This window comes from Micromonospora sp. NPDC023966 (assembly GCF_040639095.1).
In the GTDB taxonomy this organism is placed as follows: Bacteria; Actinomycetota; Actinomycetes; order Mycobacteriales; family Micromonosporaceae; genus Micromonospora.
Genome location: NZ_JBEZZJ010000047.1, coordinates 20021 through 46699 on the forward strand (window position 1 = coordinate 20021; position 26679 = coordinate 46699).

The 26679-nt window shown below is 68.8% G+C and carries 27 protein-coding genes and 2 pseudogenes; 23 read left to right on the top strand and 6 right to left on the bottom strand.

The window, feature by feature from the left end; all coding sequences use genetic code 11:
* The first annotated feature begins 5 nt into the window (after window positions 1–5).
* Window positions 6–704, top strand: coding sequence for an FCD domain-containing protein (locus AB0F68_RS32655; RefSeq protein ID WP_357345283.1), 699 nt, complete (start codon window positions 6–8; stop codon window positions 702–704).
* Window positions 705–819: 115 nt separating this feature from the next.
* On the opposite strand, the gene AB0F68_RS32660 is transcribed toward AB0F68_RS32655, so the two are convergent.
* Entirely contained in the window at window positions 820–1047 is a 228-nt protein-coding gene (locus tag AB0F68_RS32660; protein ID WP_357345285.1) for a hypothetical protein, read from the bottom strand.
* Window positions 1048–1277: 230 nt separating this feature from the next.
* On the opposite strand from AB0F68_RS32660, the gene AB0F68_RS32665 reads away from it, so the two are divergent.
* The 7 genes from AB0F68_RS32665 to AB0F68_RS32695 all read left to right on the top strand — a co-directional run bounded on the left by AB0F68_RS32665 (window position 1278) and on the right by AB0F68_RS32695 (window position 7480).
* On the top strand, window positions 1278–2228 hold the full coding sequence (locus tag AB0F68_RS32665) for an NADP-dependent oxidoreductase (RefSeq protein WP_357345287.1): 951 nt from the start codon (window positions 1278–1280) through the stop codon (window positions 2226–2228).
* Window positions 2229–2426: 198 nt separating this feature from the next.
* Window positions 2427–3854 carry a cytochrome ubiquinol oxidase subunit I gene (locus tag AB0F68_RS32670; protein ID WP_357345289.1) on the top strand — a complete coding sequence of 476 codons (1428 nt, stop codon included), beginning with the start codon at window positions 2427–2429 and terminating at the stop codon, window positions 3852–3854.
* Window positions 3851–4846, top strand: coding sequence for a cytochrome d ubiquinol oxidase subunit II (locus AB0F68_RS32675; protein WP_357345291.1), 996 nt, complete (start codon window positions 3851–3853; stop codon window positions 4844–4846). The genes AB0F68_RS32670 and AB0F68_RS32675 overlap by 4 nt, the downstream gene beginning before the upstream one ends.
* Before the next feature lie 235 nt (window positions 4847–5081).
* The gene (locus AB0F68_RS32680; protein ID WP_357345293.1) at window positions 5082–5207 is read left to right on the top strand and encodes a hypothetical protein; all 126 of its coding nucleotides are present in this window, start codon (window positions 5082–5084) and stop codon (window positions 5205–5207) included.
* Window positions 5208–5586: 379 nt separating this feature from the next.
* The gene (locus AB0F68_RS32685) at window positions 5587–5910 is read left to right on the top strand and encodes a hypothetical protein (RefSeq protein ID WP_357345295.1); all 324 of its coding nucleotides are present in this window, start codon (window positions 5587–5589) and stop codon (window positions 5908–5910) included.
* 295 nt (window positions 5911–6205) lie between these two features.
* A complete protein-coding gene (locus AB0F68_RS32690) occupies window positions 6206–6835 on the top strand; it encodes a VOC family protein (RefSeq protein ID WP_357345297.1) in 630 nt (209 codons plus the stop codon).
* A gap of 198 nt (window positions 6836–7033) precedes the next feature.
* On the top strand, window positions 7034–7480 hold the full coding sequence (locus AB0F68_RS32695) for a hypothetical protein (RefSeq protein ID WP_357345299.1): 447 nt from the start codon (window positions 7034–7036) through the stop codon (window positions 7478–7480).
* On the opposite strand, the gene AB0F68_RS32700 is transcribed toward AB0F68_RS32695, so the two are convergent.
* Complete coding sequence (locus AB0F68_RS32700; protein ID WP_357345301.1) at window positions 7458–7811, bottom strand: hypothetical protein; 354 nt, start codon at window positions 7809–7811, stop codon at window positions 7458–7460. The genes AB0F68_RS32695 and AB0F68_RS32700 overlap by 23 nt on opposite strands.
* 241 nt (window positions 7812–8052) lie before the next feature.
* Here AB0F68_RS32700 and AB0F68_RS32705 point away from each other — a divergent pair, with 241 nt between their 5' ends.
* From AB0F68_RS32705 to AB0F68_RS32725, 5 genes are all read left to right on the top strand, one after another.
* Entirely contained in the window at window positions 8053–8226 is a 174-nt protein-coding gene (locus AB0F68_RS32705; RefSeq protein ID WP_357345303.1) for a hypothetical protein, read from the top strand.
* 431 nt (window positions 8227–8657) lie between these two features.
* A complete protein-coding gene (locus AB0F68_RS32710; RefSeq protein ID WP_357345305.1) occupies window positions 8658–8819 on the top strand; it encodes a hypothetical protein in 162 nt (53 codons plus the stop codon).
* Between the two features lie 4 nt (window positions 8820–8823).
* A complete protein-coding gene (locus AB0F68_RS32715) occupies window positions 8824–9255 on the top strand; it encodes a hypothetical protein (RefSeq protein ID WP_357345307.1) in 432 nt (143 codons plus the stop codon).
* 287 nt (window positions 9256–9542) lie between these two features.
* Window positions 9543–10361 (top strand): hypothetical protein, encoded by an 819-nt coding sequence (locus tag AB0F68_RS32720; protein ID WP_357345309.1) that lies wholly within the window; start codon window positions 9543–9545, stop codon window positions 10359–10361.
* 214 nt (window positions 10362–10575) lie between these two features.
* Window positions 10576–10728 carry a hypothetical protein gene (locus tag AB0F68_RS32725; RefSeq protein ID WP_357345311.1) on the top strand — a complete coding sequence of 51 codons (153 nt, stop codon included), beginning with the start codon at window positions 10576–10578 and terminating at the stop codon, window positions 10726–10728.
* 447 nt (window positions 10729–11175) lie between these two features.
* On the opposite strand, the gene AB0F68_RS32730 is transcribed toward AB0F68_RS32725, so the two are convergent.
* Window positions 11176–12267, bottom strand: a complete 1092-nt coding sequence (locus tag AB0F68_RS32730) for a DUF5937 family protein (RefSeq protein ID WP_357345314.1) — start codon at window positions 12265–12267, stop codon at window positions 11176–11178.
* Between the two features lie 118 nt (window positions 12268–12385).
* Between AB0F68_RS32730 and AB0F68_RS32735 the strand changes: the two genes are divergently transcribed.
* A complete protein-coding gene (locus AB0F68_RS32735) occupies window positions 12386–13720 on the top strand; it encodes an MFS transporter (RefSeq protein ID WP_357345315.1) in 1335 nt (444 codons plus the stop codon).
* 221 nt (window positions 13721–13941) lie between these two features.
* Here the strand turns inward: AB0F68_RS32735 and AB0F68_RS32740 are convergent, their stop codons facing one another.
* The gene (locus AB0F68_RS32740; RefSeq protein ID WP_357345317.1) at window positions 13942–14580 is read right to left on the bottom strand and encodes a class I SAM-dependent methyltransferase; all 639 of its coding nucleotides are present in this window, start codon (window positions 14578–14580) and stop codon (window positions 13942–13944) included.
* 341 nt (window positions 14581–14921) lie between these two features.
* On the opposite strand from AB0F68_RS32740, the gene AB0F68_RS32745 reads away from it, so the two are divergent.
* From AB0F68_RS32745 to AB0F68_RS32775, 7 genes and pseudogenes are all read left to right on the top strand, one after another.
* Window positions 14922–15461, top strand: coding sequence for a PadR family transcriptional regulator (locus AB0F68_RS32745; RefSeq protein ID WP_357345319.1), 540 nt, complete (start codon window positions 14922–14924; stop codon window positions 15459–15461).
* Between the two features lie 43 nt (window positions 15462–15504).
* The gene (locus tag AB0F68_RS32750) at window positions 15505–16239 is read left to right on the top strand and encodes an ABC transporter ATP-binding protein (protein ID WP_357345321.1); all 735 of its coding nucleotides are present in this window, start codon (window positions 15505–15507) and stop codon (window positions 16237–16239) included.
* Window position 16240: 1 nt separating this feature from the next.
* Entirely contained in the window at window positions 16241–18019 is a 1779-nt protein-coding gene (locus tag AB0F68_RS32755) for an FtsX-like permease family protein (RefSeq protein ID WP_357345323.1), read from the top strand.
* A gap of 222 nt (window positions 18020–18241) precedes the next feature.
* A complete protein-coding gene (locus AB0F68_RS32760; protein ID WP_357345335.1) occupies window positions 18242–18811 on the top strand; it encodes a TIGR03086 family metal-binding protein in 570 nt (189 codons plus the stop codon).
* A 1070-nt stretch (window positions 18812–19881) separates the two neighbouring features.
* Window positions 19882–20790 (top strand): ferritin-like domain-containing protein, encoded by a 909-nt coding sequence (locus AB0F68_RS32765; RefSeq protein WP_357345325.1) that lies wholly within the window; start codon window positions 19882–19884, stop codon window positions 20788–20790.
* A gap of 85 nt (window positions 20791–20875) precedes the next feature.
* Window positions 20876–21025: pseudogene (locus AB0F68_RS32770) on the top strand (D-alanyl-D-alanine carboxypeptidase); the annotation flags it as partial.
* Between the two features lie 47 nt (window positions 21026–21072).
* Window positions 21073–21777, top strand: a complete 705-nt coding sequence (locus AB0F68_RS32775; RefSeq protein WP_357345327.1) for a DUF4396 domain-containing protein — start codon at window positions 21073–21075, stop codon at window positions 21775–21777.
* 61 nt (window positions 21778–21838) lie between these two features.
* Here AB0F68_RS32775 and AB0F68_RS32780 read toward each other — a convergent pair whose 3' ends face one another.
* Both AB0F68_RS32780 and AB0F68_RS32785 read right to left on the bottom strand, forming a co-directional pair.
* Window positions 21839–22465, bottom strand: coding sequence for a DUF417 family protein (locus AB0F68_RS32780; RefSeq protein ID WP_357345329.1), 627 nt, complete (start codon window positions 22463–22465; stop codon window positions 21839–21841).
* Between the two features lie 835 nt (window positions 22466–23300).
* Window positions 23301–24797, bottom strand: a complete 1497-nt coding sequence (locus AB0F68_RS32785; protein ID WP_357345331.1) for an aminotransferase class I/II-fold pyridoxal phosphate-dependent enzyme — start codon at window positions 24795–24797, stop codon at window positions 23301–23303.
* Window positions 24798–24907: 110 nt separating this feature from the next.
* Between AB0F68_RS32785 and AB0F68_RS32790 the strand changes: the two are divergent.
* Both AB0F68_RS32790 and AB0F68_RS32795 read left to right on the top strand, forming a co-directional pair.
* Window positions 24908–25339, top strand: a pseudogene (locus tag AB0F68_RS32790) (replication initiator); the annotation flags it as partial.
* A 336-nt stretch (window positions 25340–25675) separates the two neighbouring features.
* Window positions 25676–26134, top strand: a complete 459-nt coding sequence (locus AB0F68_RS32795; protein WP_357345333.1) for a hypothetical protein — start codon at window positions 25676–25678, stop codon at window positions 26132–26134.
* Window positions 26135–26679 lie beyond the last annotated feature (545 nt).

Genomic DNA, 26679 nt, shown 5'->3' on the forward strand with positions numbered 1-26679 from the left:
GGATCGTGCAGCAGATCGAGGAGGCAATCCTCCGCGGTGACCTGCGCCCGGGCGAACGACTGCCGTCCGAGCGCGACCTGGTCCAGCAGTTTTCGGTCAGCCGCGCGACCGTGCGCGAAGCGCTGCGGGTCCTCCAGAGCAACGGCATGGTCCGCTCCCGGGCCGGCGACCCGGCGGGTGCGGAGATCATGCCCTCCTCCCCGGCCACCCTGCAGAAGTCGATGACCACTCTGGCCCGACTCTCCGAGCTGACCCTCACCGAGCTCATCCAGTTCCGCATGTTGCTGGATGCGACCGCCAACCTGCTCGCTGCCCAGTTGCGCACCGAGGAGCAGCTCGGCGAGATGGACACAGCGCTGAAGGTGATGCGCGACAGCGTGTCCCTCGGATACGAGGAGTTCAGCCGGGCCGACGTGGCGTTCCACGACGCCGTCGCGAGAGCCAGTGGCAATCGACTGCTCCAGGTCTGCAACCAGGTGGTGCGGTCGGTGGCGCTCACCCTCATCGCGGAGAAGATCGTGCACGCGCTCGACCGCACCGCGCAGATGGAGGAGAGCATCGCCCACCACGCCGAGGTGCTTGAGGCGGTACGAGCTGGCGACGGCACCGCGGCGGCACGGATCGCCCGCCAGAATCTCTACGACTACTACGCCTCATATGTCCCGGAGGACGAACGGGTGTTCCTGCGGGCACTGCTCGATTGACAGCAAACTGATCATCCTTGAGTTACCAACGTAGCGTAGCGACGTAATCCACTCAGGGATCGTCGCCAATCTCGTTCGGCCGAGACAACTCAAAGAGTTTGAGAAATATCCGACGTCAGGCATCAAGAAGCGGCGACTGGCGCGGCCCCTTATCCGGGACGCGCTCGTTGATCGGCTGGTGTTCGCGCGCCCCGGCGGCCAGCAGCTCCCGCACTGCGCGGGCCAGGTCGTCCACGTGCCAGTACAGGACCGCGCTGCCCGGCGGGTCCGGCATGGCGCCGGCGTAGCGGCGGTCGATCAGACCCAGCTCGTGCTGCTGGCCGCCGAGGCCGAACTGCAGCACGGCGTAGCCGGCGCCACGGGCGCGTTCGTCTTACGGGTACAGCGCCGCCCGTCGGGACAGGTGAGCAGCTTGCCCGATCCAACGCGCTTACTGCGCCGAGGGGCAAGGGGTTACGGAAGTCCGGCCTCGCCGCTGCCGAACCGCCAGATAATGCGGGAGTCAGCCTGGTTCCCAGCCCCACCGGAGGCGGCGGGCTGGCCAGGATGCGGCCGGGAAGGAGCAATCGTCGGATGAGCACGATGCACGCCGTGAGAGCGCACACCAGGGGCGGGCCGGAGCAACTCGTGTACGAGGAGGCGCCGCGGCCCGAGCCGGGGCCCGGTGAGGTGTTGGTGGCCGTGAAGGCCGCTTCCATGACACCCACCGAGCTCACCTGGCCGCAAACCTGGACCCACACCTCGGACGGGACAGGACCCGAGCGCACCCCGATCATCCCGTCGCACGAGTTCTCCGGCGTCGTCGCGGCGTGCGGCGCGGGGGTAGAGAGCCCCGCCGAGGGTCAGGCCGTCTACGGGTTAATCCCTTTCACCCGCGATGGCGCGGCCGCCGAGTACATCGCCCTGCCCGCGGCCGTCGTGGCGGCCAAACCCGCCACCATTGACCATGACCACGCCGCAGCGCTGCCACTGGCTGCGTTGAGTGCCTGGCAGGCACTGGTGGACCACGCCGACCTGCAGGCCGGCCAGCACGTGCTGGTGCAGGGCGGCGCCGGCGGCGTGGGGAGCCACGTGGTGCAGCTCGCGGCCGGTCTCGGTGCTCGCGTCAGCGCCACAGCGGCGGCGGCCGACCTGGATTTCGTCAAGGGTCTGGGCGCCGAGCAGGTCATCGACTATGCGCACGACCGCTTCGAGGATCACGTTCGCGACGTGGACGTGGTCGTTGATCTTGTCGGAGGAGCCACGCAGTCGCGGTCCTGGTCGGTCCTGAAACCCGGCGGTGTCCTGGTCACCCTCGTCACTCCACCCGACCAGCAGGAAGCAGCCCGGCACGGCGTCCGCGGCGTGTACTTCATCGTCGAGCCCGACCACGACGCGTTGCGTTCCATCGCCGAACTCGTCGACAACGGCCGGTTGAGGCCGGTGCTGGACCGCGTGCTGCCCCTCACTGAGACGCGCTCAGGTTACGAGGCGCTCGAGACGGCCAAACGCCGCGGCAAGATCGTCATCCACGTCGCGGACTAACTGCATCGCGCAGCACCATTGCTGACACGGGTGACGGGTGGTTCGCGGCCGACTGACGTGTGGCTGCGGTGGTGGCTGGTGGTAACCGCTCGGGCGTGAGGGCGGGCGGCCCGAAGAGCCAGTCGACGTAGCTGCATGAACCGCCTGATCTCACCCGATCGGTAGGTTTCCGGCCGTCGTCAACGGGTAGGACGCGCCATGCCTGGCCTTTCACTGGTGCCCCTCGGCGCCAGTCTCGTGCTCGCCGATCCAGCGCAGCTGCTGCCGGCGCGCGAGCAGATGGCCTTCACTCTCGGCTTCCACATCATCCTCGTGCCGTTCGGGGTGGCCTTCACATTCCTGATGCTGATCGCGAACGCCCGCGGCATCCGCCGGAACGACGAGACCGCGCTGCTGCTGGCCCGGCGCTGGTCACAGGTGGCGGCGGTGCTGTTCGCCGTCGGCGCCGTCTCCGGCACGGTGCTGTCGTTCGAGCTCGGGCTGCTCTGGCCGCGACTGATGGGCAACTACGGCGCGGCGTTCGGCATCCCATTCGCGATCGAGGGTCTGTTCTTCTTCCTGGAAGCGGTCTTCGTCGCCATCTACGTCTACGGGTGGCGGCGGATGCGCCCATGGCCACACTTCTGGACCGGGGTCCCGGTGGTGCTCTCCGGGATCGGCGGCACGCTGTCGGTGGTCGCGGCGAACGCCTGGATGAACCAGCCGGGCGGATTCACCATGCGGGACGGCAAGATCGTGGAGGTCCGCCCACTCGAGGTGATCTTCAACGACGCGTTCTGGTACGAGGCCATCCACATGCTGCTGGCCGCGTACGTGGTCGCCGGGTTCGTCATCGCCGGCGTCTACGCGGCCGGGATGCTGCGCGGCCGCCGCGACCGCTACCACCGGCTCGGCCTGCTGATACCGCTGACCGTCGCGGCGCTGGCCACCCCGGTACAGGTATTCGTCGGCGACATCGCCGCGCGCGAGGTCTTCCGAAACGAGCCGGCGAAGTTCGCCGCGATCGAGGCCGTCCCGACCACGAGCACCCACGTGCCGGAGGTGCTGGGCGGCTACTACGCGAACGGAGCGACGCACGGCGGCATCAAGATCCCCTCCGGGGGCTCGCTCCTGTCCGGTTACTCGCCGTCCACCCGCATCCAGGGCCTGGACGCCATACCCGCCGAGCTGCGGCCGTCGGACCGGCAGGTCACAATCGTCCACCTCAGCTTCGACGTGATGGTCGGCATCGGCTCCGCGCTGCTGGCCCTCTCCGCCTGGTACGCGCTGGCCTGGTGGCGCCGGCGCGACCTGCCGCGCAGCAGATGGTTCCTACGGGCCACCACGGTCAGCGGTCTGCTCGCGGTGGTGGCGCTGGAGGCGGGCTGGGTGGTCACCGAGGTCGGCCGGCAGCCCTGGACGGTCCGCGGTCACCTCCTCACCCGGGACGCCGTCACCACCTCCGGCAACCTGTGGCTGTTCTTCGCCGCCACCGTCGCGCTCTATGCCGCGGTCGGCGCCACCACCGTGTACGTCCTGCGACTGCTGCGCCGCCGCTGGCGCGACCAGGGCGGGGCTACCGAGACGGACGTGCCCTACGGCCCACCCCGGTCCTCGGAGTCCGCGCCCACGGGCGGGCAGGCGTGAGTACCTTCGCCGCCGTCGTGTTGTTCATCGGCGTCACGGCCTACGCCGTGCTCGGCGGCGCGGACTACGGTGCCGGCTTCTGGGATCTCACCGCCGGTGGTGCGCGACGTGGGCAGGCCCCCCGGCACCTCATCGACCACACGTTGGCACCGGTGTGGGAGGCCAACCACGTGTGGCTGATCTTCTGCCTGGTGATGCTCTGGACAGGCTTCCCGTCCGCCTTCGCCGCGATCATGACCACGCTCTACATCCCGCTGGGCCTCACCGCGCTGGGCATCGTGATCCGGGGCAGCGGGTTCGCATTCCGAAAGGTGGTGGTGAACACGGACCAACAGCGGGCGACCGGGGCGGCGTTCGCCACCTCGTCGGTGATCACACCGTTCTTCCTCGGCACGGTCGCCGGCGGAATCGCCAGCGGGCGAGTGCCCGCCGACGGACACGGCAATCCCGTGACCAGCTGGGTCAACCCCACGTCGCTGCTCGGCGGGGTGCTCGCGGTCGGGGTGTGCGCGTTCGTCGCCGCGGTGTTCCTCACCGCCGAGGCCCGTACCCAGGCCGACGCCCGCCTGGAGCGCTGGTTTCGCCGTCGAGCCCAGGCCAGCACCGTGGCGACCGGCGCCGTGGCGCTGGCGGGCATCGCCATCCTGCACGCTGACGCCGGGCGTCTGTTCTCCGGGCTGATCGGCCGCGGCCTGCCCCTGGTGCTGGTCTCCGCGGCATGCGGGCTGGCCAGCATCGCCCTGCTTCACCGGGCCGCGCCCCGGTTGCTACAGGCGCTCGCCGTCGGCGCGGCCGGCACGGTGGTGGTCGGCTGGGGCGTCGCGCAGTACCCGTACCTACTGGGCACCCATCTACGCATCGACGAGGCCGCCGCTCCCGACGCCACCCTGGCGTCGCTCACCCTCGTCGCCGCCGCAGCGCTCCTGCTCGTCGTGCCGGCCATCGCGCTGCTGTTCGTCCTGCACCAGCGCGGTCGCCTGGACACCGCCTGACTCCGACTCGCTGGTGGGATCAGCGTTCCAGCAGGCAAAACCCATATGACGAAGTGCAAAGATGCGAGTCGATCCAGAGTCTCTGCAGAGGTTCGCTGCAGCGGCCGGCGGGTTTACCGCGTATACGCCTGGTCAGCCCGTCCGCCGCTGTCGGGCAGCGTCGGCGTCTGTGGATGACATTGGCTGTACGAATGGCTGTAGCGGCCTTGGCCGCTGACCTCTACGGTTCCCGACCATGGAGGCCACATTCGCAGCCGTCTTCTTCTACGCGCTGAGCATCTTCGTTCTTTACTGGGTGATCCGTCTAGCGGTCCTGCACGCCATCCAAGCCGCCGACAAGCACCGGCGGGGCGGGGCGTGACGGCTGGGTCCGAAAGTCGGGTGAGGGTTCGAACCTCCGCCACACTGCTCCCATCCCCCCGCCGAGGGCAAGCAGTTCTGCGGCGCGGCAGCGATCGCCCCAGCCAAACGGCGAGCAACCCCGACGACGATCGTCCCGCCTCAGCCGCCCATTGCTCTTGACGTTCCGCCAGTGTGGCCGGCCGGCACGCCCGCTGCCGGCTGATGGATGAGCTGGCCGCGTCGGCGGTAGCGGACTGGCCCGTCGCGCATCACGCGGACGCTGTCCCGCGCCTTCCGCCGGATGGGCGTGCCAGCCGCTCGATCCACTACGAGGAGTTCGACTTCCGCTGATCCCGGCCGCGGGCACCCGTGCGATAGCGTGTGGCGCCATGGGATCCGTGGACTTGGTCTTGGCCATCGTGGTTGCCGCGGCCAACCTGGCCGTCGCCACCGTGCTGCTCGCCAGGAGCCGTGGCGGCACGGCGGTGCCCCGGATCTTCGGCCGCTCGCAGCCCTTGCCGCGCCTTCGAGCCGCGATGCACGCCTGCCTTGGGCTGGGGGTGGGCGTCGGCTGGCTCGTCAAGGACATCTTCCCACCCCACTCCACGGGCGACACGGTGCTGTTCAACGTGATAAGGGTGCTGCTGGTGGCTGGCCTCGTCACCGCCCTGCTGGTCGCCTTCCGGCACGCGCGACCCATCCGTGACAAGGCCGCCCGCTAGTGCGGTGGCCGCTATGGGTCGGTTATGTAGATGGTCGGCGATGAAGCAAGGCTGGTTTGGGCTGTCCGGCGTGTCTGCGGGCACGGGAACAGCCCGCTGGTCATGCTCGCCCACGCCATCCTCACCATCATCGCCGCCCGAGAACGCAACAACCGCACGATCTTCCTTTCCTCGCCCCAGCGGCATGCTGTGGGCTCGGGCGCTGGTCGAGTCCACGGACACGTCCCAGGTGATGCGGCCCGCCCATCGGCGAGGGCTTGCAGCGCGGTGAGGATCCGCTGTTAGGTTCGCCTGCATGACTGGGCAGATCACGGCTGGGCAGTTCCACGCGGCCGACGGTGTCGAGGACTGGCGCTGCCTTTACCATGTGGTCTCCGCCTATTTCCTGACGGGCTCGTTGAACAAAGGCATCGAGCTCGTCGCTGAGATCGGCCGGCTCGCCGACGAGCACGAACAGCAGTACGTCACTATCGACCTGCGTCGCGCCGGCGTTACCGTGAGCCTGGGAGTGCGTCACGTCGCGCTGGCCCGGCGGATATCGGCCGCGGCCAAGAAACTGGACATCCCGGCCGACCCGAGCGCCGTACAGCTCATCAACGTCACCCTTGACGCGCTTGTCGGTGCGGATGTGCTGCCGTTCTGGCGAGCGCTGCTCGATTATCGCCAGCTCGGCGAGGACTACCTGTTCGACCCAGCGCGTCGCGGCCCCGGCTTCAGTTTGCAGCACATGGATGCGGCGCGCCCACAACGCAACCGCCTGCACCTCGATGTCGCCGTCCCACACGATCAGGCTGAGGCCCGCATCGCCGCCGCCTTGGCTGCGGGCGGCCGCCTAGTCTCCGACGCGCACGCGCCGATGTGGTGGATCCTGGCCGACGCCGAGGGCAATGAGGCCTGCGTCGCCACCTGGGTCGGACGCGAATAAGGGACCCCCTCCGGGCACCAAAGACTAGCGGCGCACCGCTACCCCTTCCGCGCCGACCGGCGAACCGAGCATCCGCTTCTGCCGCTGGTTGGTGCGACCGATGGCGCCGGGTCCGGCGAGGAGGGCGGGCTCACGATGCGGCGATCACCGTCGGCCCGTCGATGTTCGGCGATTCGGCTCCTGCCGAGGAACTGCCGGATGACCAAGACTGAAGCGATGTCTCACGATATCGGTGGTGCGCCACGCACCCAGGTAGCAGTCGCCGCTCTGCTCATCGTCGCCGGCGTGCTCGTCCTCTTCGTCCCCGCCGGTGACGAGGGTCGAGTCCTCGTGCCGGTCAGCGAAGGCCACGGACTATCCGCCGTAGACGGGGTAGGTGCGGCACTGCTGGCGTTGGGCGGCACCTGGCTGGAAGTGCTCGTGGTACGGCGTCTGCCGTACCTCGCCCTGCCCCCACGGGCCTTGTTCGGACTCGGCCTGCTGGCCGGCCTTGGCATGGGGCTTCTCATCGCCTCGGTCTTTTCCGGATTCTTCTGGTGGTGGGCCCTCGGCGCCACCGCACTTGGCGTTGCCGTCCTCGTCCTCGCGCCTCTCACGGCGCGCCGGTCCCGCCGGGACCCTCCTAGTCTCCAGGCAAGCCGGTGACCTCGTCACTCTGAGGGTCGTAGATGACCAGGCCGTGCCGCTCCGCCAGGTCCAGGACGACGTCTATCGCCTCGCTGCCCCTCGGCGAGTAGCTGATGTTCATGCTCACGTGGTCGATGCCGACAGCGAGAGGGGCGGACATCCAGGGCGACTCCGGGTCGTACGGCGGGTGATCTGGGAAGCGCTCACGCAGTTCCTCGTAGAAGGCGACGATGCGCTGGTCAAGTTCGCCGTCAAGGTGTTCCATGCCGGTGCAGTGATCGGCCATCTGCCGCGCATCGTCTGCCGTCGCGGAAGGCTCGATGGCCAGGACCATGAGATCAAAACTCACGGCTACATGCTCCCGGACCAGAAGCCGCTCCGTCGACCTCTGCCCCACCGTCAGTGCTGCATTGACCGTTTGCGGCGGGGTCGTCGGACCTGCCGTTTTGGCGCGCCCAGCGACCTGCGGTGGCGTCCTCTCGTCCCGAGGATTCGCCGTTGTTGACTGCTGCTGACCGCTTGATCGGGCACGCGACGGGAACGGCTCAACGCGGTAGTTCCCCTTGGGCTGACTGACCTAGGATCGCGTCGTGACGCACGCCCGCCTCCGCAGGTTATCTGCTCTCGTCGGCTGGGCGCTCTACCTCGTAGCGGGCGTCGGGCTGCTGCTGCACTGGGGGTTCGTAGTCTGGCTGCTGACGGGCGCAGGCATGCTCGCTATCCAGTGGTCGCATGGCTTCGGCCGGCGCAAGTCGTCGCAATGACAGAGGGAGCCGAAGCCGATGTAAAACCGGCGCGTGACGTCAAGCGTTTATTGACGCGGTAACGAGGCTGGCTGACAACGGGATGAGGCCGTGGTGGGGATGCGGCGCGTGTACCCCGGGCAGGCCCCTGGCCTGCCGGCAACGCCGGACCGAGGGGTCGCAGAGGCTCCGGGGTCAGGGGCGGCCCGCAGGGCCGTCGCGCAGCGACGCGAAGCGCCTTTGACCCTGGAGGGGCGGCCCCGCACACTCCGCGCCCCGGCCGGCTGCCGGCGCACCAACTGCCCACCCAACGGCCTATCGCTCTGCGGCGGCCCTCCGGGCTTCCCGCTGTCCGCGCCAGCTGCCGGGGCGTTCGCGGGGTCAGCTGCCGCGGATCCCTGGTCATCGCCGGGGAACGCATCCACGTCGGCATCGCCCACGCCGGATCAACCTTGACCGTCGAAGCCGCCGACACCACCTTCCGCGTCCACGACGGCGACCAGCTCGTCACCGAAGTCGCCCGCACCACCGCCAAGGACATCGCCCGGTTCAAGGCCCGCAAGCCGGAACCAGCCCGGCGGACCCCCACAGCACAACCCCCTGTGGAAGTCTGAGCCCATGCAGGCCCCTGCCCCACCTCAGGGAACAATCACGGCCGCCAACAGCCCGGACTGGTCAACCCGGGCCGCCGCAGGACAACAACTCGCCGCGTGGGCCAACCAAGACGACATCGCCGACATCCTCCAGCGGCTCCTCCTCGACCGCGGCAACACCGCCGTCGTCGAAGCGACCTGCCTGGCCCTGCTACGCCGCAACGACATTCACGGCACCCGACTCGTCGCACGCGCCACCACCACAGCCCACGATCTCCTGACCATCGGCCTCGACCACCTCGACCACCTCCACAACGCCGTCGTGAACTACCTCCTCCCCGACTGGCTCGGCCAGCTCACCGGCACCGTGGACGACTTCCTCATCCTCTGCAACGCCCTGGCCCAACACCCCGACCCCACCACAGCCAGAGAACTCGCCGGCTGGGCCCGCCGGTAGTTCCGACGACCGAGCAGATCCGCTACCCAGCCCAGTAACAAGATCGTCTAGCCGGACGTGTCACCCACGTCCCGAGACTGATCTGTCACGGACGTCCTGAGACCCGACATCGGCCGGCGGCTCGGCTGTCCTCCGTCGACTGATGCGCGACACTCGTCCGCCAACTGATCTGCGACACCTCAGCGCGCTGATGGCGACAGATTAGTATCGGCCACCGAGCCCTCCGGCTGGCAGTTCGGTGATGGTCGGCGCTAGTGGCTGGCGGTCGGGGAGGAAGGCGAGGGGTCATGCACTCGTGGGGCTCGTTCACACCCGCTCAGCAGACCTTGCTGCGTCGTGCGATGTCGGACAGCTGGCTCGCCGGGACGGTGCAGGTCTACGGGGTGGATCTGCGCTGGGCGGGGGCCGATGGGGCGCCCCCGCCGCGCAGCTATACCGAGCACGAGCAGCGCATGTTGGTGCCGCTGCTCGCCGCGGTGACCACGGATCTCGTCGACCATGGCCTGCTGACCGTCCACGAGTCGGCCGGCCTGGCTCCCTCCGTCTCCGACATGGCGGTGGAGGGCAGCGGCTTGCGCGCGGTCCTCGCGAAGGCGGAAAACTGGCTCTGGTCACCGCATCTACCATCCCAGTTCCGGTTGTCCGCCCCTCGGTTCGTCCGGGAGCAGTGGTTCGACGAGGCATACCCCACGGCAGACGGCGGCGATCTTCTTCGCTGGGACGAGTTGGACGTAGGTCAGCGCGAGGTCCTGGTCTGCGCCGCCGAGGCTAGCGGGATGCTGACCGGGCCGTTCGGTATCTGGGACGGCCCGCCGGCTGAGCTGGACGCCAGGCAGCGCTTGGATTGGGTCGATCGGCATCTGGCAGCGTTGCTGCCCTTCGTCCGCGATGGCTTGATCGAGGTACGCCGCTACTCCGAGGCTGCCAGCGACGAATTCATGGTCATCGGCGTAGACGGTCTGCGCGACACTCTGACCGATCCCACCCTCTGGTGCAGTGATCTTGATTGGGGCGTCGGAGTGGGATGCCTGTTCACCTACCCTGGACTCGCAGTATGGCGGGGTGGCTGGAGCGGTGCCTGGAACGCTCGCCTGACGTTCGAGTGACCGCCACGGGTCCGCAACGCCGGCCACAATCGCTTTCGCTTGGTCAGCCGGACTGTCGAGGAACCCATGCATCTCGGCATGACAGGACCTTGCCTCGGCGGCCATCCTGTCGCCCCTGGCTTGCTGGATCTGTCCACATCAGCTGTCGGATCACACGGCCGGCGGCTCGGCCGGCTGCCCGGACGTCCGACTGCACAACCTACGGCACACCGTCATGTCTCTGCTGATGGAGCTGGGCGGCCCGCCGCACGTCGTCCAGGCCATCGCCCGGCACGCCGACCTGACGATCACCCTCAAGATCCACTCGCACGCCAACCTTGATGTCATGCGGCAGGCGCCCGGGAAGCTCGACGGACGACTGTCGTGACCGCTACTGCTGTCACCATTGCTGTCACCGCCTCGCGGAATGATCTTCTCGGCGCGGTTCCTGCTGGTGGTGTGTGGTGGGCGCGGCAGGTTTCGAACCCGACCGCCGGCGGCCGCGCTCGTCGCGGATCGTTGCTGTCACCGCAACCGTCGATAGCCGTCGCCCGACTCCCACACTGCCAAGGAGATCTCTCGAATCGTCCTGGCCAACGCGGTCGTGACCTCCGGCGACGCGGTCGCTCTCCCGCCAGTCCCCGTCAATCACCCAACGTGACCTACCGACCTGGCACGGATCTGACACGCAGCTCCCCTGTTGTGCGTGGCCGGCCGGCCAACGCTGGCCGGAGGCCGCCAGCAGGTCGGGGCCGGCTTGTGCCCCGGATCCCTCAGGTGGGAGCAATGAGCAACGTCGACCTCGTCATCCTGCCCGCCTACGCGTCCTGGCTGTTCAGCGCCCGAGGACGTCCACCAGTTGCTGCCCCAGGCCGGTGCAGGCCTCCATGTCCAGGCGGTACGTCACGTAGCGGCCGCGGCGCGCCGAGATCAGCAGCCCGGCCGCCTTTAGTACCGCGAGGTGCCTGGACACCTCCGGCGCCGTCACCCGCCAGAAGTCGGCCAGCTCGCCGGTCGTGTGCGGACCTCGGGCGAGCGTGCGGCAGAAACGTAGCCGCAGCGGGTGCGCAAGCGCGGTCAGTCGAGCATCCAGCTCGTCCACCCGCAACACTGGGCGCGGGTCCCAGCCCGGTGCCGGGTACTGCAGCACGGGCAGCCAGCCGGGCGCGTACACGACGGTCATATGCGGTGCGCCGTACGCGCTCGGGATGAGCGTCATCCCGCCGCCGCGACCGTCTGCGGTCTGGTCCTGCAGCTTGTCGATCGTCAGAATGCCGCGCGCGGTGTCGACCCCGATTGCGTGCGAGATCCGGCCGAGGGCGCCGATACCCTCGCGGGCCAGGTCGAAGCGTCGATGGTCGGCTTCCTCGGCGAGCGCTGGGCGGACGCGTTTCCAGACCGTGCCGAAGAAGGCGGACTCGCAGGCGAGCAGAAAGCGTCGTACCCGCTCGCGCTCGGCGGCCGGATCGGCGAGCACCCGCTCGGCCCACGCCGCCTGCCGCGGCCCTCGGGCACGGGCCGCGGCCAGCGCCCGCTGCCGCACGATCGGGTCACGCAGCGGCGACCACATTCGCGGCGCCGGTGAGACGGCCCGATGGGCGGCGAGCGCCGCAGCGACCCAGCGCTCGTCGTCCAGGCGGTCGACGTCGTCCAGTTCCTCGCGCAGGCTCGGCCGTGGATCGGGCGGGAACAGAAAGTCGGCCCGGCCGGACTGCCAGAGCAGACCGAATTCCTCGAGGTCTGGAGCCAGCTCTGCGGGAAGGGCAGCCGCCATCATCGCAACCGCCGCGGCGGTGTCCGGATGATGCTGCGGCTCCGCGAGCACGTGCAGCACCGCGCCGAGCTCCGCGAGCGGCGACGGCGTTATCCGGATCCGATCGGCCGGTACGCCGGCGATGTCGACCGAGGTAACCACAGTACCGATCATGGCAGGGGTCCGCGCCCGGGCAGACCGATTGACGTCGTTTGTCAATCGACGAGGCATGAATTGACGACGCTGGCCAACCTGCGTCCCTTCGCAGTCGTACGGCCGGACGATCGGAGCCGTGACGACCACCCGTACGACGCTTCGTGAGCTGGTCCGCATCCCGGGCGGCGGCCGCTACGCGCTCAGCGCCACAGTAGAGGCAGCGACCTCCGGGATGCTGCGCCCGTTCATCGTGATCTACGCCGTCCTGATCGGGCTCAGCGCATGGCAGGCCGGTATGACGCTGACCGTCGGCATGCTGGCCGGACTCGGCGCCGTCCCGCTCGCCGGATGGTGGATCGACCGCGGAGCGCGGCGGGCCCCCGCCGTCGCCGCGCTACTGGTGCGAGGGGTGGGGTCGCTCCTGCTCGCCCTGGTGCCCGGCACCGCCGGATTCGCGATCGGTGCGGTGCTCATCGGCGTCGGCACGCAGATCGCTCCACCCACCAATTCCGCGCTGGTCGCCGCGCTGGCCGGCCCGGCCCAGCGTGCGGCGGCGCTGGCCGCGGGCCGCTCGCTGCGCAACGCCGGCCTGGGCGTCGGCGCCCTGCTCGGCACGGTTCTGGTCGCGAGCGGGCCGGAGGTGCTTCGCTGGCTCGCGCTGGCGACGGCGCTCGGGTGCGCGTTCGGCGCGGCAGTGATCGCCCGGGTGCCGCTGCCCCATCAAGATGTTCCGGCCCCCGCCCTGGCTGCGGCAACGAAGGAAGCGCGCGGTGCCGGCCTACGCACCGTTAACGTCCTGGCCCTGGCCGGCATTCCGTACGCGTTTTACGCCGACATCATCGAGATCGCCCTGCCGCTGCTGCTGGTGCAGGGCCTGCACGCGTCGCTGGCGTGGCCCTCGGGCATCTTCGTCGCCAACACCGTCATGGTGATTGCGCTGCAGCTGGTTGTGGTAGTGCGCCTCGCGAAGTGGCCGCACCGCATCGTGCTCTTCTGGTCCGGCCTGTTGCTCGCCGCCTCCTACCTCGCCTTCTGGCTCGGCGGGGCGACCGGCGGCGGCCCCGGCACTGTGCTCGTCGCGCTGGTCATCGTGCCTTACACGCTGGGTGAAATTCTCTATACCGGCAGCAGCGTGCCGCTGGTGATCGAGTCAGCACCGCCACACCTGATGGGGCGCGCGCTCGCCCGCTGGCAGCTCAGCTACGGCCTGGCCCGGGCCGTCGATCCCATCATCATCACCGGTCTGCTCAGCCTGGGTGCGGCGGCGCTGTGGCTGCCACTGGCCGCCGCGACCCTGCTGGGCGCAGCGACGGTGCGCCTGGGCACTCGATGGCGTCGTCTGCACCGCGCGCGTCGGCAGTCCATGAGTCATGCCGTGGCAGATGGCGGGAGCCCGGCCGTCGATGGTCCCCTGACCAAGAGCGTTCACGGTGAGACTGTTACGTCCAGATCTGTGAAAGCCGGAGGTTAGACCCCTCCCGGCTACTCGCAACGTTTGGTCCCGGCTCACCCTGATCGTGAAGTCCTCCGCCACTGTGCCGAGGCCACCGTCCGCTCGGCATGCCGCCGGCGACGCCAGACGGAAGCTGAAGTGCAAAGGCAGTCACTTTGCGTCCGGCGAGCCGCCAGTTCGGCCGATTCGTTGACAGGCCGTCTGGATCGCTCGCCGCTCAGAGTTGGCTCATCGCCTCCTCACCGATGGGCGAAGACGAAGCCACCGTCGACGTTCGGGGCCGGGCGATGCAACATCTCCGCCTCAACAGTGAAGCCGGCAGCGTCCAGCCAGGCCGCGACCCGGCCCGGTGAACGACGGTGCACGTAGACATTCATTGGGTGGCCGCCGTAGCCCTCCGTCTTGAGCTTGCTGCTGTCACCGGCATAAAAGCCGAGCAGCAGGGCCCCGCCAGGCCGCAGCACCCGAAAGAACTCGGCGATGACCGTGGGAACCTCATCGTCGGGGACGTGGATCAGCGAGAACCACGCGAGCAGGCCGGTCAAGGAACCATCAGTCAGTTCGAGAGCCGTCATGGAGCCAACCTCGAATCGCAGGCCGGGATGGTCCCGCCGAGCCACGTCGATCATCGCGGGCGACAGGTCGACGCCGAACGCGTCCAGGCCGATGCCTTGCAGGTAGGCGGTGATCCGGCCCGGACCGCAGCCGACATCGGCGACCGGCCCGGGACCCTGGGCATGCACCAGCTCGGCGAAGAGCGCCAGGATGCCCCGCTGAAAAGGCTCGCCGGCGAGGGCGTCCCGCAGCAGGTCGGCGTAGCTGACCGCCACGGTGTCGTAAGAAGTCCGGGTGTCGTCGAGCCAACCGGGAACGCGCATGCGGAGCACGATAGCCGCGACTCACGTGGTGGCGCCGCCTTGGGCAAGGCCACCATCGATCCGCGCGAGCGAAACCCTCGTGACCGTCATGTATTTGCAGACCATGATCGCGCAGACGGATCTGCCGCTGACCGCGCGCCCACCAGTCGCTACCGCCCGACTCTGCCGATGTGCGTGCACGTGGCGTCGTTGATCAGCGAGGGCTGTGATCCTCGCCGTCTCTAGCACACCCCAGGACACATTGAGGTAGGCGGCCGGCTCTGTTTGCTGCGCCCGCCCCGTCCGATTTGACAGCGTCATGGATAGCGGTTATCTATTGTTGATCTACGGAGGTGTGCTGGGTGCAGGACGTGGTGCTGGCGATGCTGGCGAAGGAGCCGGCGTACGGCTACGAGTTGCGTAGCCGGATTCGTGGCGCGCTCGGCCCGCTCGGCGAGGCGATGAACGCCGGGCAGATCTACGTGACGCTGGCCCGGCTGGCCAAGGCGGGGCTGGTGACCTCGGAGCGGGCCGAGGGACTGCCGGATCGGCCGGACCGGCGGGTGTACGCGTTGACTTCGGCGGGGCAGCAGCGGGTTGCCACGTGGCTGGCCGAGGTGAGTTGGCCGAAGCCGGACCTCAGCGAGTTCCATCTCAAGCTGGTGGCCGCCGCTGCCGCCCGGCTGGCCGATCCGCTGGCTCTGGTCGATGCGCAGCGGCGCGAGTTGCTGCGCCGGCTGCGGGATACCCAGCGGGCTGCGTTGGAGCGGTCGGTGGATCCGGTCGTCGGATTGTTGTTGGAAGGGGTCGTGCTGCGGCTACGGGCCGACCTGGAGTGGCTGGAAGCGTGCGAACGGATGTGGACCGAACGCGACCGGACTGAACAGAAGGGGAACCGATGACCGAGCGGAGCGAGGGCCGCGAGGGCATGCCCGGTGGTACCGCATGATCGGGGCGGCGCTGCTACGGGCGCGCGCGGTGACCAGGTGGTACGGCCGGGGAACTGCACTGGTCCGCGCAGTCGACGAGGTCGACCTGGAGGTGCCCGCCGGGCAGACGCTCGCGATCATGGGTCCCAGCGGCTGCGGCAAGTCGACCCTGTTGCACCTGCTGGGCGGGCTGCAACGCCCGACCGACGGCGAGATCTGGCTGGCCGAGCATCGGATCGACGGGATGAGCGAGCGCGGCCTGGCCCGGCTGCGGCGGCAACACGTCGGTTTCGTCTTCCAGTCGTTCCACCTCATGGACGAGTTGACCGCGGTAGAGAACGTCGAGCTGGCCGCGTTGCTGGCCGGACAGTCGCCGCGCCGGGCTCGGCAGCGCGCCTTGACTCTGCTGGACCGGGTGGGGCTCGCCGACCGTGCCAGGCACCTGCCGTCGGCATTGTCCGGCGGCCAGCGCCAGCGGGTCGCGATCGCCCGCGCGTTGAGCAACGAGCCGCTGGTCGTGCTGGCTGACGAGCCCACCGGGAACCTGGACAGCGCCGCCACCCTGGAGGTGCTGCGGTTGTTCGAGGAGCTGCGTACGGCGGGGCAGACTCTGGTGGTGGTCACCCACGACGCGCGCATCGCCGCGGTCGCCGACCGGGTGATCTCCATGCGTGACGGGTCGTTCGCCGACGACAGCCTGCTCGCCGGTACCACCGGCGGCACGGGCACGGTCTACGGCGGGTGGCGCTGAGGTGGCCGGGCGTCTGTTGCTCGTGTGTCGGCTGCTGGTGCGGGACCTGCGCCGGCGGCGCACCGAGACCGTACTGCTGCTGCTCGCCATCAGCGCCGCGACCGGCACGCTGACCCTCGGCCTCGCCCTGAACAATGCTCTCGCCCAGCCGTACGAGCGGACCCGGGCCGCCACCGCGGGCCCCGACGTGGTGGCGATGCCGGGGGGGACGGGCCCGGAGGCCCTGGCCGCCCTCGCGCCGCTGGCCACCGCACCCGGTGTCACCGCACACAGCGGACCGTACCCGATCGCTTATCTGATGCTGACCGCACACGGCAAGACCGTGCACGCGGTCGTCGAGGGCCGGGACAACTCCCCGGCGGCGCTCGACCGGCCCGCGGTGACCGCCGGCACCTGGGTACGCCCCGGCGGTGTGGTCATCGAGCCCACCTTCGCCAACGCCGTCGGCGTACACGTCGGCGACACCGTCGACATCAACGGCCACCCGCTGCGGGTGGTCGGGACAGCGGTCACCGCCGCTAGGGCCGTGTACCCGAGTGCCGACTGGCGCGCTGATGCGGGCAGCCCCTTGACCGAAAACGCCGGCCTGGTCTGGGTCGACCGTAGCCAGATCGGCGCGCTGGCCGGCGCACGGCCGTTGTCGTTCACCCTGAACCTGAGATACGCGGACCCGCGGGCCAGCACCTCGTTCACCCACAAGCGCGACGCCGGGATCGAATACACCAGCTGGAAAGAGATCGCCTACCAGGACGGCAGGCTGGTCGAAGGCGCACACGAGGCCCTGCTCATCGGCAGCTGGCTGCTCACCGCCCTCGCGGTGGCCAGCGTCGCCAGCATCGTCGCCGGCCGCATCAGCGGCCAGCGCCGCCGGGTAGGGCTGCTCAAGGCCGTCGGCGCCGGACCGGCAATGGTGGCCGCCGTCCACCTCGCCGAGTACCTCGTGATCGGGCTCGCCGCCGCCGGCACCGGCCTGGCCGTCGGCTGGCTCGCCGCTCCCCCGCTGACCAACCCCGGCGCAGGGCTCCTCGGCGCCGTCGGCGTCCACCCGCCCGCGCTACGCACAGTGGTCGCCGGCACCGTCCTCGCCCTCGCCATCGCCGCCGCGGCGGCCCTGGCGCCCGTGGTGCGCGCCACCACCACCGACACGGTTCACGCGCTGGCCGACGCCGCCACGCCGCCGCGGCGCCGCCGGTGGCGCGTCTGGCTGTCCCGCCGGCTGCCCAGCGCCCTACTGATCGGAGTACGCATCAACGCCCGCCGGCCACGTCGCGCCCGGCTCGTCATGGTGAACAGCCTGGTCACCACGACCACGCTCGTCGCCGTGCTCATGGCTCAGGCGCAGGACCAGCTGATCCCGCTCGGCGACGTCGAGCTGCCCAGGCCGCGGGACGCGCGGACCAGCCAGGCCATGTTCCTCGTCATCGTCGTACTGTGCGTCCTCGCGCTCATCAACGCCATCGTGAGCGCCTGGACGGCGGTCCTCGACGCCCGCCACCCCCTGGCCGTCGCCCGCACACTCGGCGCCACACCCGCACAGGTGACCGTGGGCATGACGGTCGCGCAGCTGCTTCCCGCGATACCCGGCGTCCTCGCCGGGATCCCGGCCGGCATGGGGCTGTACCTGGCCGTCGGCCGCGGCGAGGTCCGTTACCCGCCCGATTCCTGGCTGTTCGCCGCCGGGCTGGGAGTCCTGCTCGCCATCGCCGCACTCACCGCCATCCCGGCCACGGCCGCCGCCCGGCGCCCGGTCGCGGACACCCTCCGATACACACCGACCTGACCGGCCGCCAACGGCCTACAGTCTGCTCACGGCACCACGACGAGCGGAACCGCCGAGCGAGACGGCAGTGGCAGCCGACGCAACAACCACACAAGGAGTCGCACGGATCTGCAGCGGGCCGCGTGCTATGCAGCGTCACGGCGAGCTGGCCCGGTTGCCGTCCGGACGTGCCGAATAGGATGCCTCCCTCCTGATGATCGGCACTATCGTGATCGCGTGACCATGGCGCGGCAACGGCAGGACTACTTCGATGCTCTCGGCTGGGTAACCCAGCTGATGACACAGGTGCGGAGTGAGCACCTCGAAGCCCGCACTCCCTGCGTAGATTTCGATGTTCGAGGGCTGCTGGGTCACCTCATCGGCACCGCACACCGTGGACTCGGCACCGCCCGGGGCATCCCGACACGGGGCATCCCGCACGTGATCACCAACGTCGCAGATGCGGAACTCGCCTCCACGTATGCAACGTTGGCGGCCTCGATCCGAGAGGCGTGGTCGCCGCTGGCGGCTGTTGACGGGGTCATCGCGCCTTGGGGGCCCTGCACGGCTGCGGAAGCGGCACGCGGCTTTACCGTCGAGACGATCACGCATGGATGGGACTTGGCGGTGGCCACCGGCCAGCCGAGCGATGCACCGAACGGCATTGCCGATCGCTGCCTCTCCTATGCTTCAGCCGCCATCCCCGACCGGCTCCGAGGAGTCATGTACGACGCGCCCGTTGTCGGGGCGAAGGCCTCATCCACGACGGAGCAACTCGCGCACCTTCTCGGTCACAAGAGAGAGCCTCGATGACATTCGAGGAGGCATCTGCCGATGACCGTTCCTCACCGAGATCAGGTGCGCGGATCTGCCGCCGGAGCCCGGAGGTTCCGGCGACGGGCTTCCTACCTGCCCATATTAATGGTGGGCGATACTGAAACCGAACCAGTGACGGAGCCGTTGACGCTCGGCCGCTTCCAGCCGGGGCAGTCCCAGACGCTGCCCGTCGACCGCGGCCGTGCTCGTCCCGCAGGTAGTCCACCAGGCGCACGCAGCCAGGCCTAGCGGATCGGCTCGTGTCAGCGCTGGCCCGGGACAGCGAGGCCTATCGGCTCCCAGTTTGCGCCCACACCCCGCCCAGATCGGGGGCAGGAAATTTGACGGTTGAACCGAAGGTTGTCCGGGATCTGGTCCTCGTCGACTCCTTGACCCCTGACAAACAGCCCGCCCGTGAATGCGGAGGCTCAATCGCATCGAGAAGCTGAAGTTCTTCCTTCCGGCCGAAATGAGCACGACCATTGCCCGCCGTAATCGAACTGCTGAACCGGTACCACGACGGGTGATCCTCAGCAGCTGTGCCCCTCCTGGTCACTGAGCCGCCGGCCGCGCACAGGTTCTACCACCGCCACAGCCTGAAGCTCGCGACGCCACCCGTCAGCCAAGCCGGCCAGCGAGGGTGATCTCGTGCGGGGCCCCGTCGGACCGCGGCAACGGGTACCGCGGAAGTACAGCCATCCGAGCGAGCGGATCCGACAGAAACGAGCGCCACCGCCAATGGAACAGCCATGCCACGGACGGCAGCGGAAGCTGGCGGACGCGTGAAAACTGACCCCCTGGCGGCGGCGGGTTCCCGGCACGGCGGATCCCGCGTCGCAGGGCAAGTTCGCGATCGTCTTCGGTTCCATCTGTCATCGCTCTTGGTTGGCCTGCGCCGTGGTGCGACCATCCCCGCCGTGCACCTCGCGCGGATGACGGTTCGGGGAAGGAGCACGGCCGAGACAGCCACGAACTAGCGTGAGCGCCGACGGCAGTAGCGTGCGGCACGCCGGGACATATCGATGGAGTACCCAGCGTGTCGTGGATCGGAACGGGGGCCGACTTCCATGGTAAAGAAGTTCATCAAAGAGGCGGTTTCGCGCAGCGCGGAGTCGGATGACGATCGACGGAAGCTCGCGTCGATGACGGACCCGACGAATCCCGCCGAGCGATCGCCGGACGGCTCGGGGCCGAGTGACGCGACGATCCTGAACTTCGCCCTCAACCTCGAATACCTCGAGGCCGAGTTCTACCTTCGCGCCACGACGGGGCAGGGACTGCCTGACGAGATGACCACCGGTACCGGCACCCGGGGTGAGGTGACCGGTGGGAGCATGGTCAACTTCAGCAACTCGGTAGTGCGCAAGTTCGCGCGGGAGATCGCCTCGGACGAGCGGCAGCATGTGGCCTTCCTGCGGTCTGCCCTCGGGGAGCACGCCGTTTCCCGACCGGCGATCTCTCTTGACACGAGCTTCACCGCGGCGGCCACCGCGGCCGGGCTCATCAAGTCGGGAGAGATTTTCGACCCGTACGCCAACGATCTCAACTTCCTGTTCGCCGCGTTCCTGTTCGAGGACGTCGGCGTCTCCGCTTTCAAAGGAGCGGCACCGCTGCTGTCCAACAAGACGTATCTGGACGCTGCCGCGGGTCTGCTCGCCACGGAGGCGTACCACGCCGGGATCGTCCGCTCCGCGCTCTACAACGAAGGCATGATCGACGATGCCGTCTTCGCGGGCGTGCAGAAGCTCTCCGACGCCCGCAACAGTCTCGACGGGCCGGTCGACGACGACCAGGGTATCGGCACCAGCGCCGAGGCGAACCTCATTCCCACGGACGCCAACGGCATGGCCTACGGCCGCTCGGCCCAGTCGGTCCTGAATATCGTGTACCTCAACGCAAGCCCGGCGAACTCCGGCGGCTTCTACCCCTCCGGCCTTAACGGCGACATCGCGATGAGCGGCGGGGCCGCCCGCTAATCACTTGGCCATCGCCGTGGTCCCGGCGCAGCACTCTGGTGCGGGTTCCCAGGCCCGTACTGGACGGCCCGTACAGATCGCCAACGACAACAGTCTGCTGGACCGCGTTCCCGGCATGCTGGGCGCGACGACGGGCTTCACACAACTGACCCGGCGGACGTACGTCGGCGTGGTGGAATGCGGGCGGCCGCTCGCGGTGACCGTGCTCTGTGCCGAGACCGCGCCGGTGGGGAGCCGCACCCGTCACCGGCATTGCATTGAGTGCCCTAGCGCGAAAAGGAGATGGTTCTGCAACAAACATGGCTCGTGGTGCTCTCGTGGGCTGCGCTCTCTGTCGGCTTTGCCAGCGCCGTCGTCATCGTTATTGACCAGTTTGTTCTTCGATATCGTCAGCCGGTCAAGATCATGGAGATTGTCTGGCCGGCAACCGCCCTCTACTTTGGCCCAGCAGCCGTCCTGACCTACCGACAGTGGGGCAGACCTCAGTCTCCCCGATGGCTGGAGCGGCATCGCACCCCGCCCAAGAGGCCGCGACATGCTGTCACGGTAATCGAAATCCTACATTGCGCGACGCACTGCGTTCTGGGTGCCATCATTGCTACTCTTGTCGTCTTCGGCTTCGGCCTCGAGATGTTCGGCAAGAGATTGTGGCCCGAATTTATCGGCGATTACGTAGCCGCAGTGGCGGTAGGCCTTGCATTCCGCTACTCCGCTGAGGCTGACATGGGTGGCCGAAGGGCGTGGGCCGCGATGCGGAGGTTTCTCGTGGGAGACCTGCTGAGCGTGTCCGTCTTCGAGTTCGCCCTATTAGGTTGGCTGGCGGTGATGGAGTTTCTGGTTTTCCACGAGACCGTGCAGCCTAGTAGTCCGGTGTTCTGGCTCTTTGTCCAGATTGGGTCGGTCATCGGCTTTTTTGCCGCTTGGCCGCCAACCCTGTGGCTGGTTCGCCGCGGCGCCAAAGCGGAACTGCTGGGCACGCCGCAGTAGGTAGTGCCGCGCCGACGCCCGTGGCGAGATGCGCGGTTCGTGTTCCGCGGGCGATCGGACGTCATTGGCACCTCGCCGGACCGGGCCGAACGGCGGATGAGCAGCCACCGATGCTCACCGGGTCCGCTTGGCCGACAACCGCAACGACACGATCGTCTACCGCACAGCGGGATCGAACGGCTTCCCCAGGATGAAGTGTGGAAGATACTGCGGCGGCGCTGTCATGGTCCTCCGCGTCCAGGGCACCGAATGCGCCCTGTCGCGGATTATCGGTAGCGAGCGGCGCGCAGCGACTCGGCAGCTGTAAGGAGAGCGGCACCGAGGAGCACCGTCGCCCTTCCTGCCGAGCTTCGGGCGTCGTGGCCAGGAAACTGAGCGTGGTGAGGAACATCCCGACTGCCCCGATGCTACCGATCGCCGACGCTCTGGGCGCAAGCGGCTTCGCGGCGATCAGAGAGCCCACGGTGATCTCCGTGACCCCGATGAGTCGGTTGAGCTTTTGGGCGCCCAACTTCTCGCAGAAACGCGAGAACAGCGGACTCGAGGTGACCAGGGGCTCGTCGTTTTCGACCTCGTACTGCTTGAACTTGAGCGCACCGATCCACAAGATGTTCGTCGCCAGCGCGGAGCGCAGGACCGAGAGGCCTACGGAGGCGAGGTCATCGGCCGTGGCGTGTCGTGTGCCCATCGCTCGCTCCTAGTCGCTGCGTCGACGGTCGGCATGCTGGGGACCATTTACCCGCTGGAACCCGGCACACGCACCCAGGGCGCGGCTTCCCGCTCGACACCACGCTCACGTCCCCCATGTCCGCGGCGAAGGCTAGATCTTTACGAGCATTTCCGGCGATGGCCGCCATGGTTGATGTCAGCCACGGATGTCGCCTCGGCGCTGCACGCTCGCCGCGGGCTTAACCCCCGTCGTGGGGATCCGCATCCGTGTTGTCGACGCTGGGCCACTCCGCGCCGAGGAGCAGCGCTGGACACCGGGGGACAACCGTCGGGTGATGGGATCTGACGGCCCGGAGCTGACAATTTGCTGCTCTCCGCTGCCTCCACCCTCGGCCATCCCGGCACCGCTGCGCTCAGTTAGTGCCGTTACGGCGCCTTCGGCCGACTCCAGATCGAACTCGCGGAACGGCTCAGACGGCGACGGCGGCCATCTGGGTGCACGAGTCGGCGCACCGGCGGCACTGCTCGGCGCACCGCATCATCTTTTCGTCTCGGCTGAACTTTGCGCAGACGACAGCGCACGCCTGACAGATCTGGACACAGATAGGCGATATCTCGCGGGTCGCGGTTTCAATGCGCAAACCACGGGGTCAGTTTCAAGGCGGAGCCGCCAGATTCCCGATCCGGTCCAGGTGACGGTCGGGCAAGGTGGGGCGCAGGCCGCGGCGCTCCCCCATTCCGAGCCCGATGGGACCAGCCCAGCCTTGGCTGCCTGACTTTCGCAGGCGGTCCCCGCACGGATTACGAATTCATGCCAGCCCTTAACCGCGGCGGAGGCTGACCTGGGGTCGTCGTCAGCGCGCCTGCTCGGCAGCGCGGCGCACATCGTCAAGCAGGACCTCCATGTCGTGGCGGGTGGTGCGGTAGTTGAGGACGCAGCCGCGCAGCGCGAAGCGGCCATTGATGGTCGCGTTCGACAGGTACGAGCTGCCGGCCTGCTGCAGTGCCACCATGATCCGTTCGTTGAGGCGGTCGAGTTCCTCCTCGTCGGCCTGCGACCGGGAGCCAGCACGCGCGTTCGGCGGCAGGTAGCGGAAGCAGAAGATGGATAGTTCGACCGGGGCGAGCAGCTCGAAGTCGGCGCTGGCGTCGACGAGCTCGGCCAGATGACGGGCGCAGTCGAGGTTGCCCTCGATCGCGTCGCCCACAGCGCGCGAACCGGCGTGCGCCAGCGCCATCCAGACCTTGAGCGCGCGGAATCGCCGGGACAGGTCCGGGCCGTAGTCCCAGAAGGCGAATGCCTCGGCCGGCTCGGTCTGCATGATCCGGGTGTAGTCGGCGTCCAGGCTGAAGGCGGGCCGCGCCGCCTCGGGGTCGCGGTAAATGAGGCAGCCGCAGTCCCCAGGCAGGTAGAGCCACTTGTGCGGGTCGAGGGCGATCGAGTCGGCCTCCGAGATGCCGTCAAAGAGCGGACGGGCCGCGGGAGCGAGCCGCGCGAACCCGCCATAGCAGCCGTCGACGTGCATCCAGAGCTTGTACCGCCGCGCGACCGCCGCGATCTTGGTGAGCGGGTCGACCGCGCCGGTGACGACGGTGCCGGCGTTGGCCACGACGCAGAAGGGTTCCGCCCCGGCGGCCCGGTCCTCCTCGATGGCGCGGACGAGGGCGTCGACGTCCATCCGGAAGCGGGCGTCCACCGGGATCTCGCGGACGTTCGCCCGCCCGATGCCGAGCAGCGCGGCGGCCTTGTGGATCGAGTGGTGGGTCTCGGTGGAGGCGTAGACCCGCAGCGGCACGGGATGGGCGGCCGCACCGTTGGTGGCGACCGCGTCGCCGCAGTGGCGGTGTCGTGCGGCGGCGAGCGCGGTGAAGTTGGCCATCGATCCGCCGCTCATCAATAGGCCGCCGGCCCTCGGGTCGCAGCCGAGGGCCTCCTTGATCCAGTCGATGGTTACGTGCTCCAGCTCGGCGGGAGCCGGTGCCGACCGCCACGCGGTGAGGTTCGCGTTCAGCGCCGATGCGAGGAAGTCGGCAACCGCGGCGACCGCGGTGCCCGGCGCCGAGACGTACCCGAAGAAGCGGGGATGCCCGTTGTGCCGGCTGCCGGGCACGACCACGTCACGGAAGACCGTGAGCAGGTCGGTGAAGTCACGGCCCTCGACGGGCAGCGGCTCGGCGAGCAGTTCCTTCAGCGCGGCAGCGGTGGTTCGCGGGGCGATGGGCAGGTCCCGGATCGAGTCGTGGTAAGCGGCGACCCACTCGACGGCGCGCGCACCCATGTCCCGGATCTGCTCCGCCGAGGGGTCTAGGGCGGAGCCGACGCCGCGCCCATCCGGTGAGATCAAAGTCATGGCCCGGAGGATAGTGTGAATCATGTTGGCGTTCGCTCGCGCGGCGCCCGCCCTGACGTATGGCACACCCGGGTGGCATTCACCTGCGCGGGTCTCCACCTCTGCTTCGCCGCCACGACGCCCACGATCCGCGGCTCGACCGGGCGTTGTGTCTGGACTGCTACGACCACGACCATCACGTCGTCTGGAACCACTTCTCCGGCGAGCTGTGGCGGCGCATTGAGCAGGCCATCGAACGTCACCTCGCCGCCCTCTGCCGGAAGCGCGGCATCCCCTTCATTCGGGTCGTTGCCACTTCCGGCAAGGTCCATTGGATGCCGCCCGTGCGGTTCTCCCACGGCGAGGTCGCCGAGGCGCAACGCCGCGCCGCCGTGCACTTCCACGCCGTGCTACGCCTCGACGGCGTCGACCCCGACGACCCGGACGCATTGGTGCCGCCGCCTCCCGGTATCACCGTCGACGACCTGGAATCCGCCGTCCACGCCGCCGCCTCCCGGATCACCGACACCACACCCCCGCACCCTGACCAGTCCGAAGGCTGGCTGATCCGGCGCCGCTGCCCGCTCTGGCCCCTCGCTTGTAAGGCGCTTTCGGCAAGGGTCGCAGCGTCCGCTGAGGTCCACTGCGTTCAGGTTGGAGGCAGGACCAGTCCGCGCTGGTCCAGCCTCGGCCGTCACCGTTGATGTCAACCACTGATGTCACGACCCGCTGCTTCCGGCTTCCCTAGTCGAGCGGTGGCGGGGCGAACCGGACCAACGCCGGGGGAACGGGCTCGACCCGGACCGCACGTGATCAGGGCTCCCACACCGTCCTGTTAGCGTCGATCGGTGCCCGTCACCGTACCGGCGTCCCCTCAGCCCACCCACCGTGCCCGCAAGGTGGGCCTCGGGCTGGTCTGGCTGGCGACCGTCCTGGCCGGCACGACGGCAGCGGTGAGCGGAGTGCTCGTCGCCCGGACGGACGAAATCCTCGCGTCGGCGGTGTCGCAGGACCGCGCGTTGCCCTTCACCGGCGAGGCCGGTGACCAGTCGGTGCTGCCGTTCCTGCTCGGGTGCGCCCTGGTCGCCCTCTCCCTCACCACCGCGGCGCTGGGCTACCTGCTCAGGGGATGGGCCTACCACAGCGAGCACATCGGGATGGCACTGCCGGCCGTGACGCTGATCATCGTGATCGTCCTCGGCACGCCGCTCGTCGGGCCGATCGATCTCGCCCGTCAGCAATACACCCATGACCTCTACGGGTGGTGGTACTTCCCCTTTCTCCTCGGCGCCGTGACTTGTCACCTGGGCTGTCTTCTCGCTGCGGCGGTGGTCCTGTTTCGCACCCGGTCAACCTGACAGAGTCGCCGTAACCTGCGGCGAGACCCCGCCGAGCAAAGGGACGAACCCCGTCGGGGGGGATGCGGTTTCATGCTCTCGGCCGCTGCCAGTTGGTGGCGGCCCGCGTCAACGAGCAGGTGCCGGGCGTCGTCGGTTCACGTTCGGGGTCAACCCGCACTGACGCTCACGCTGCCTTCTTGCTGCCCCGGCACCTGACGCCTGACCGCGTCTCATGCAGCCCCGTTGCGGCCCGGTGCTTCTAGTTCGGCTAGCCGATCGAGGAGCCGGCGAAGCGGCCACCGTGTCGTTCAGCCATCGCGGATAGGGCTCGCATCCGCGCCTCGAATGCTCGGCTAGGCATGAGTTCGGGGAAGGCGACAACGAGCTGCCAGTGGAGCCCTGCCGCAACATGCTCGTTGCTGGTCATAGGGCGGCCCGTCTGGCTCGGCCGGTACGTGGCCAATCGCTGGTCAAGTCCTTGGACGTGGTGTTTGCGGTTGAGCGTGATTCTTCGTTGTTGTTAGGCGCTGAGCGCTGGCAGGTCGTTGGTGTCGGTGGTCTCC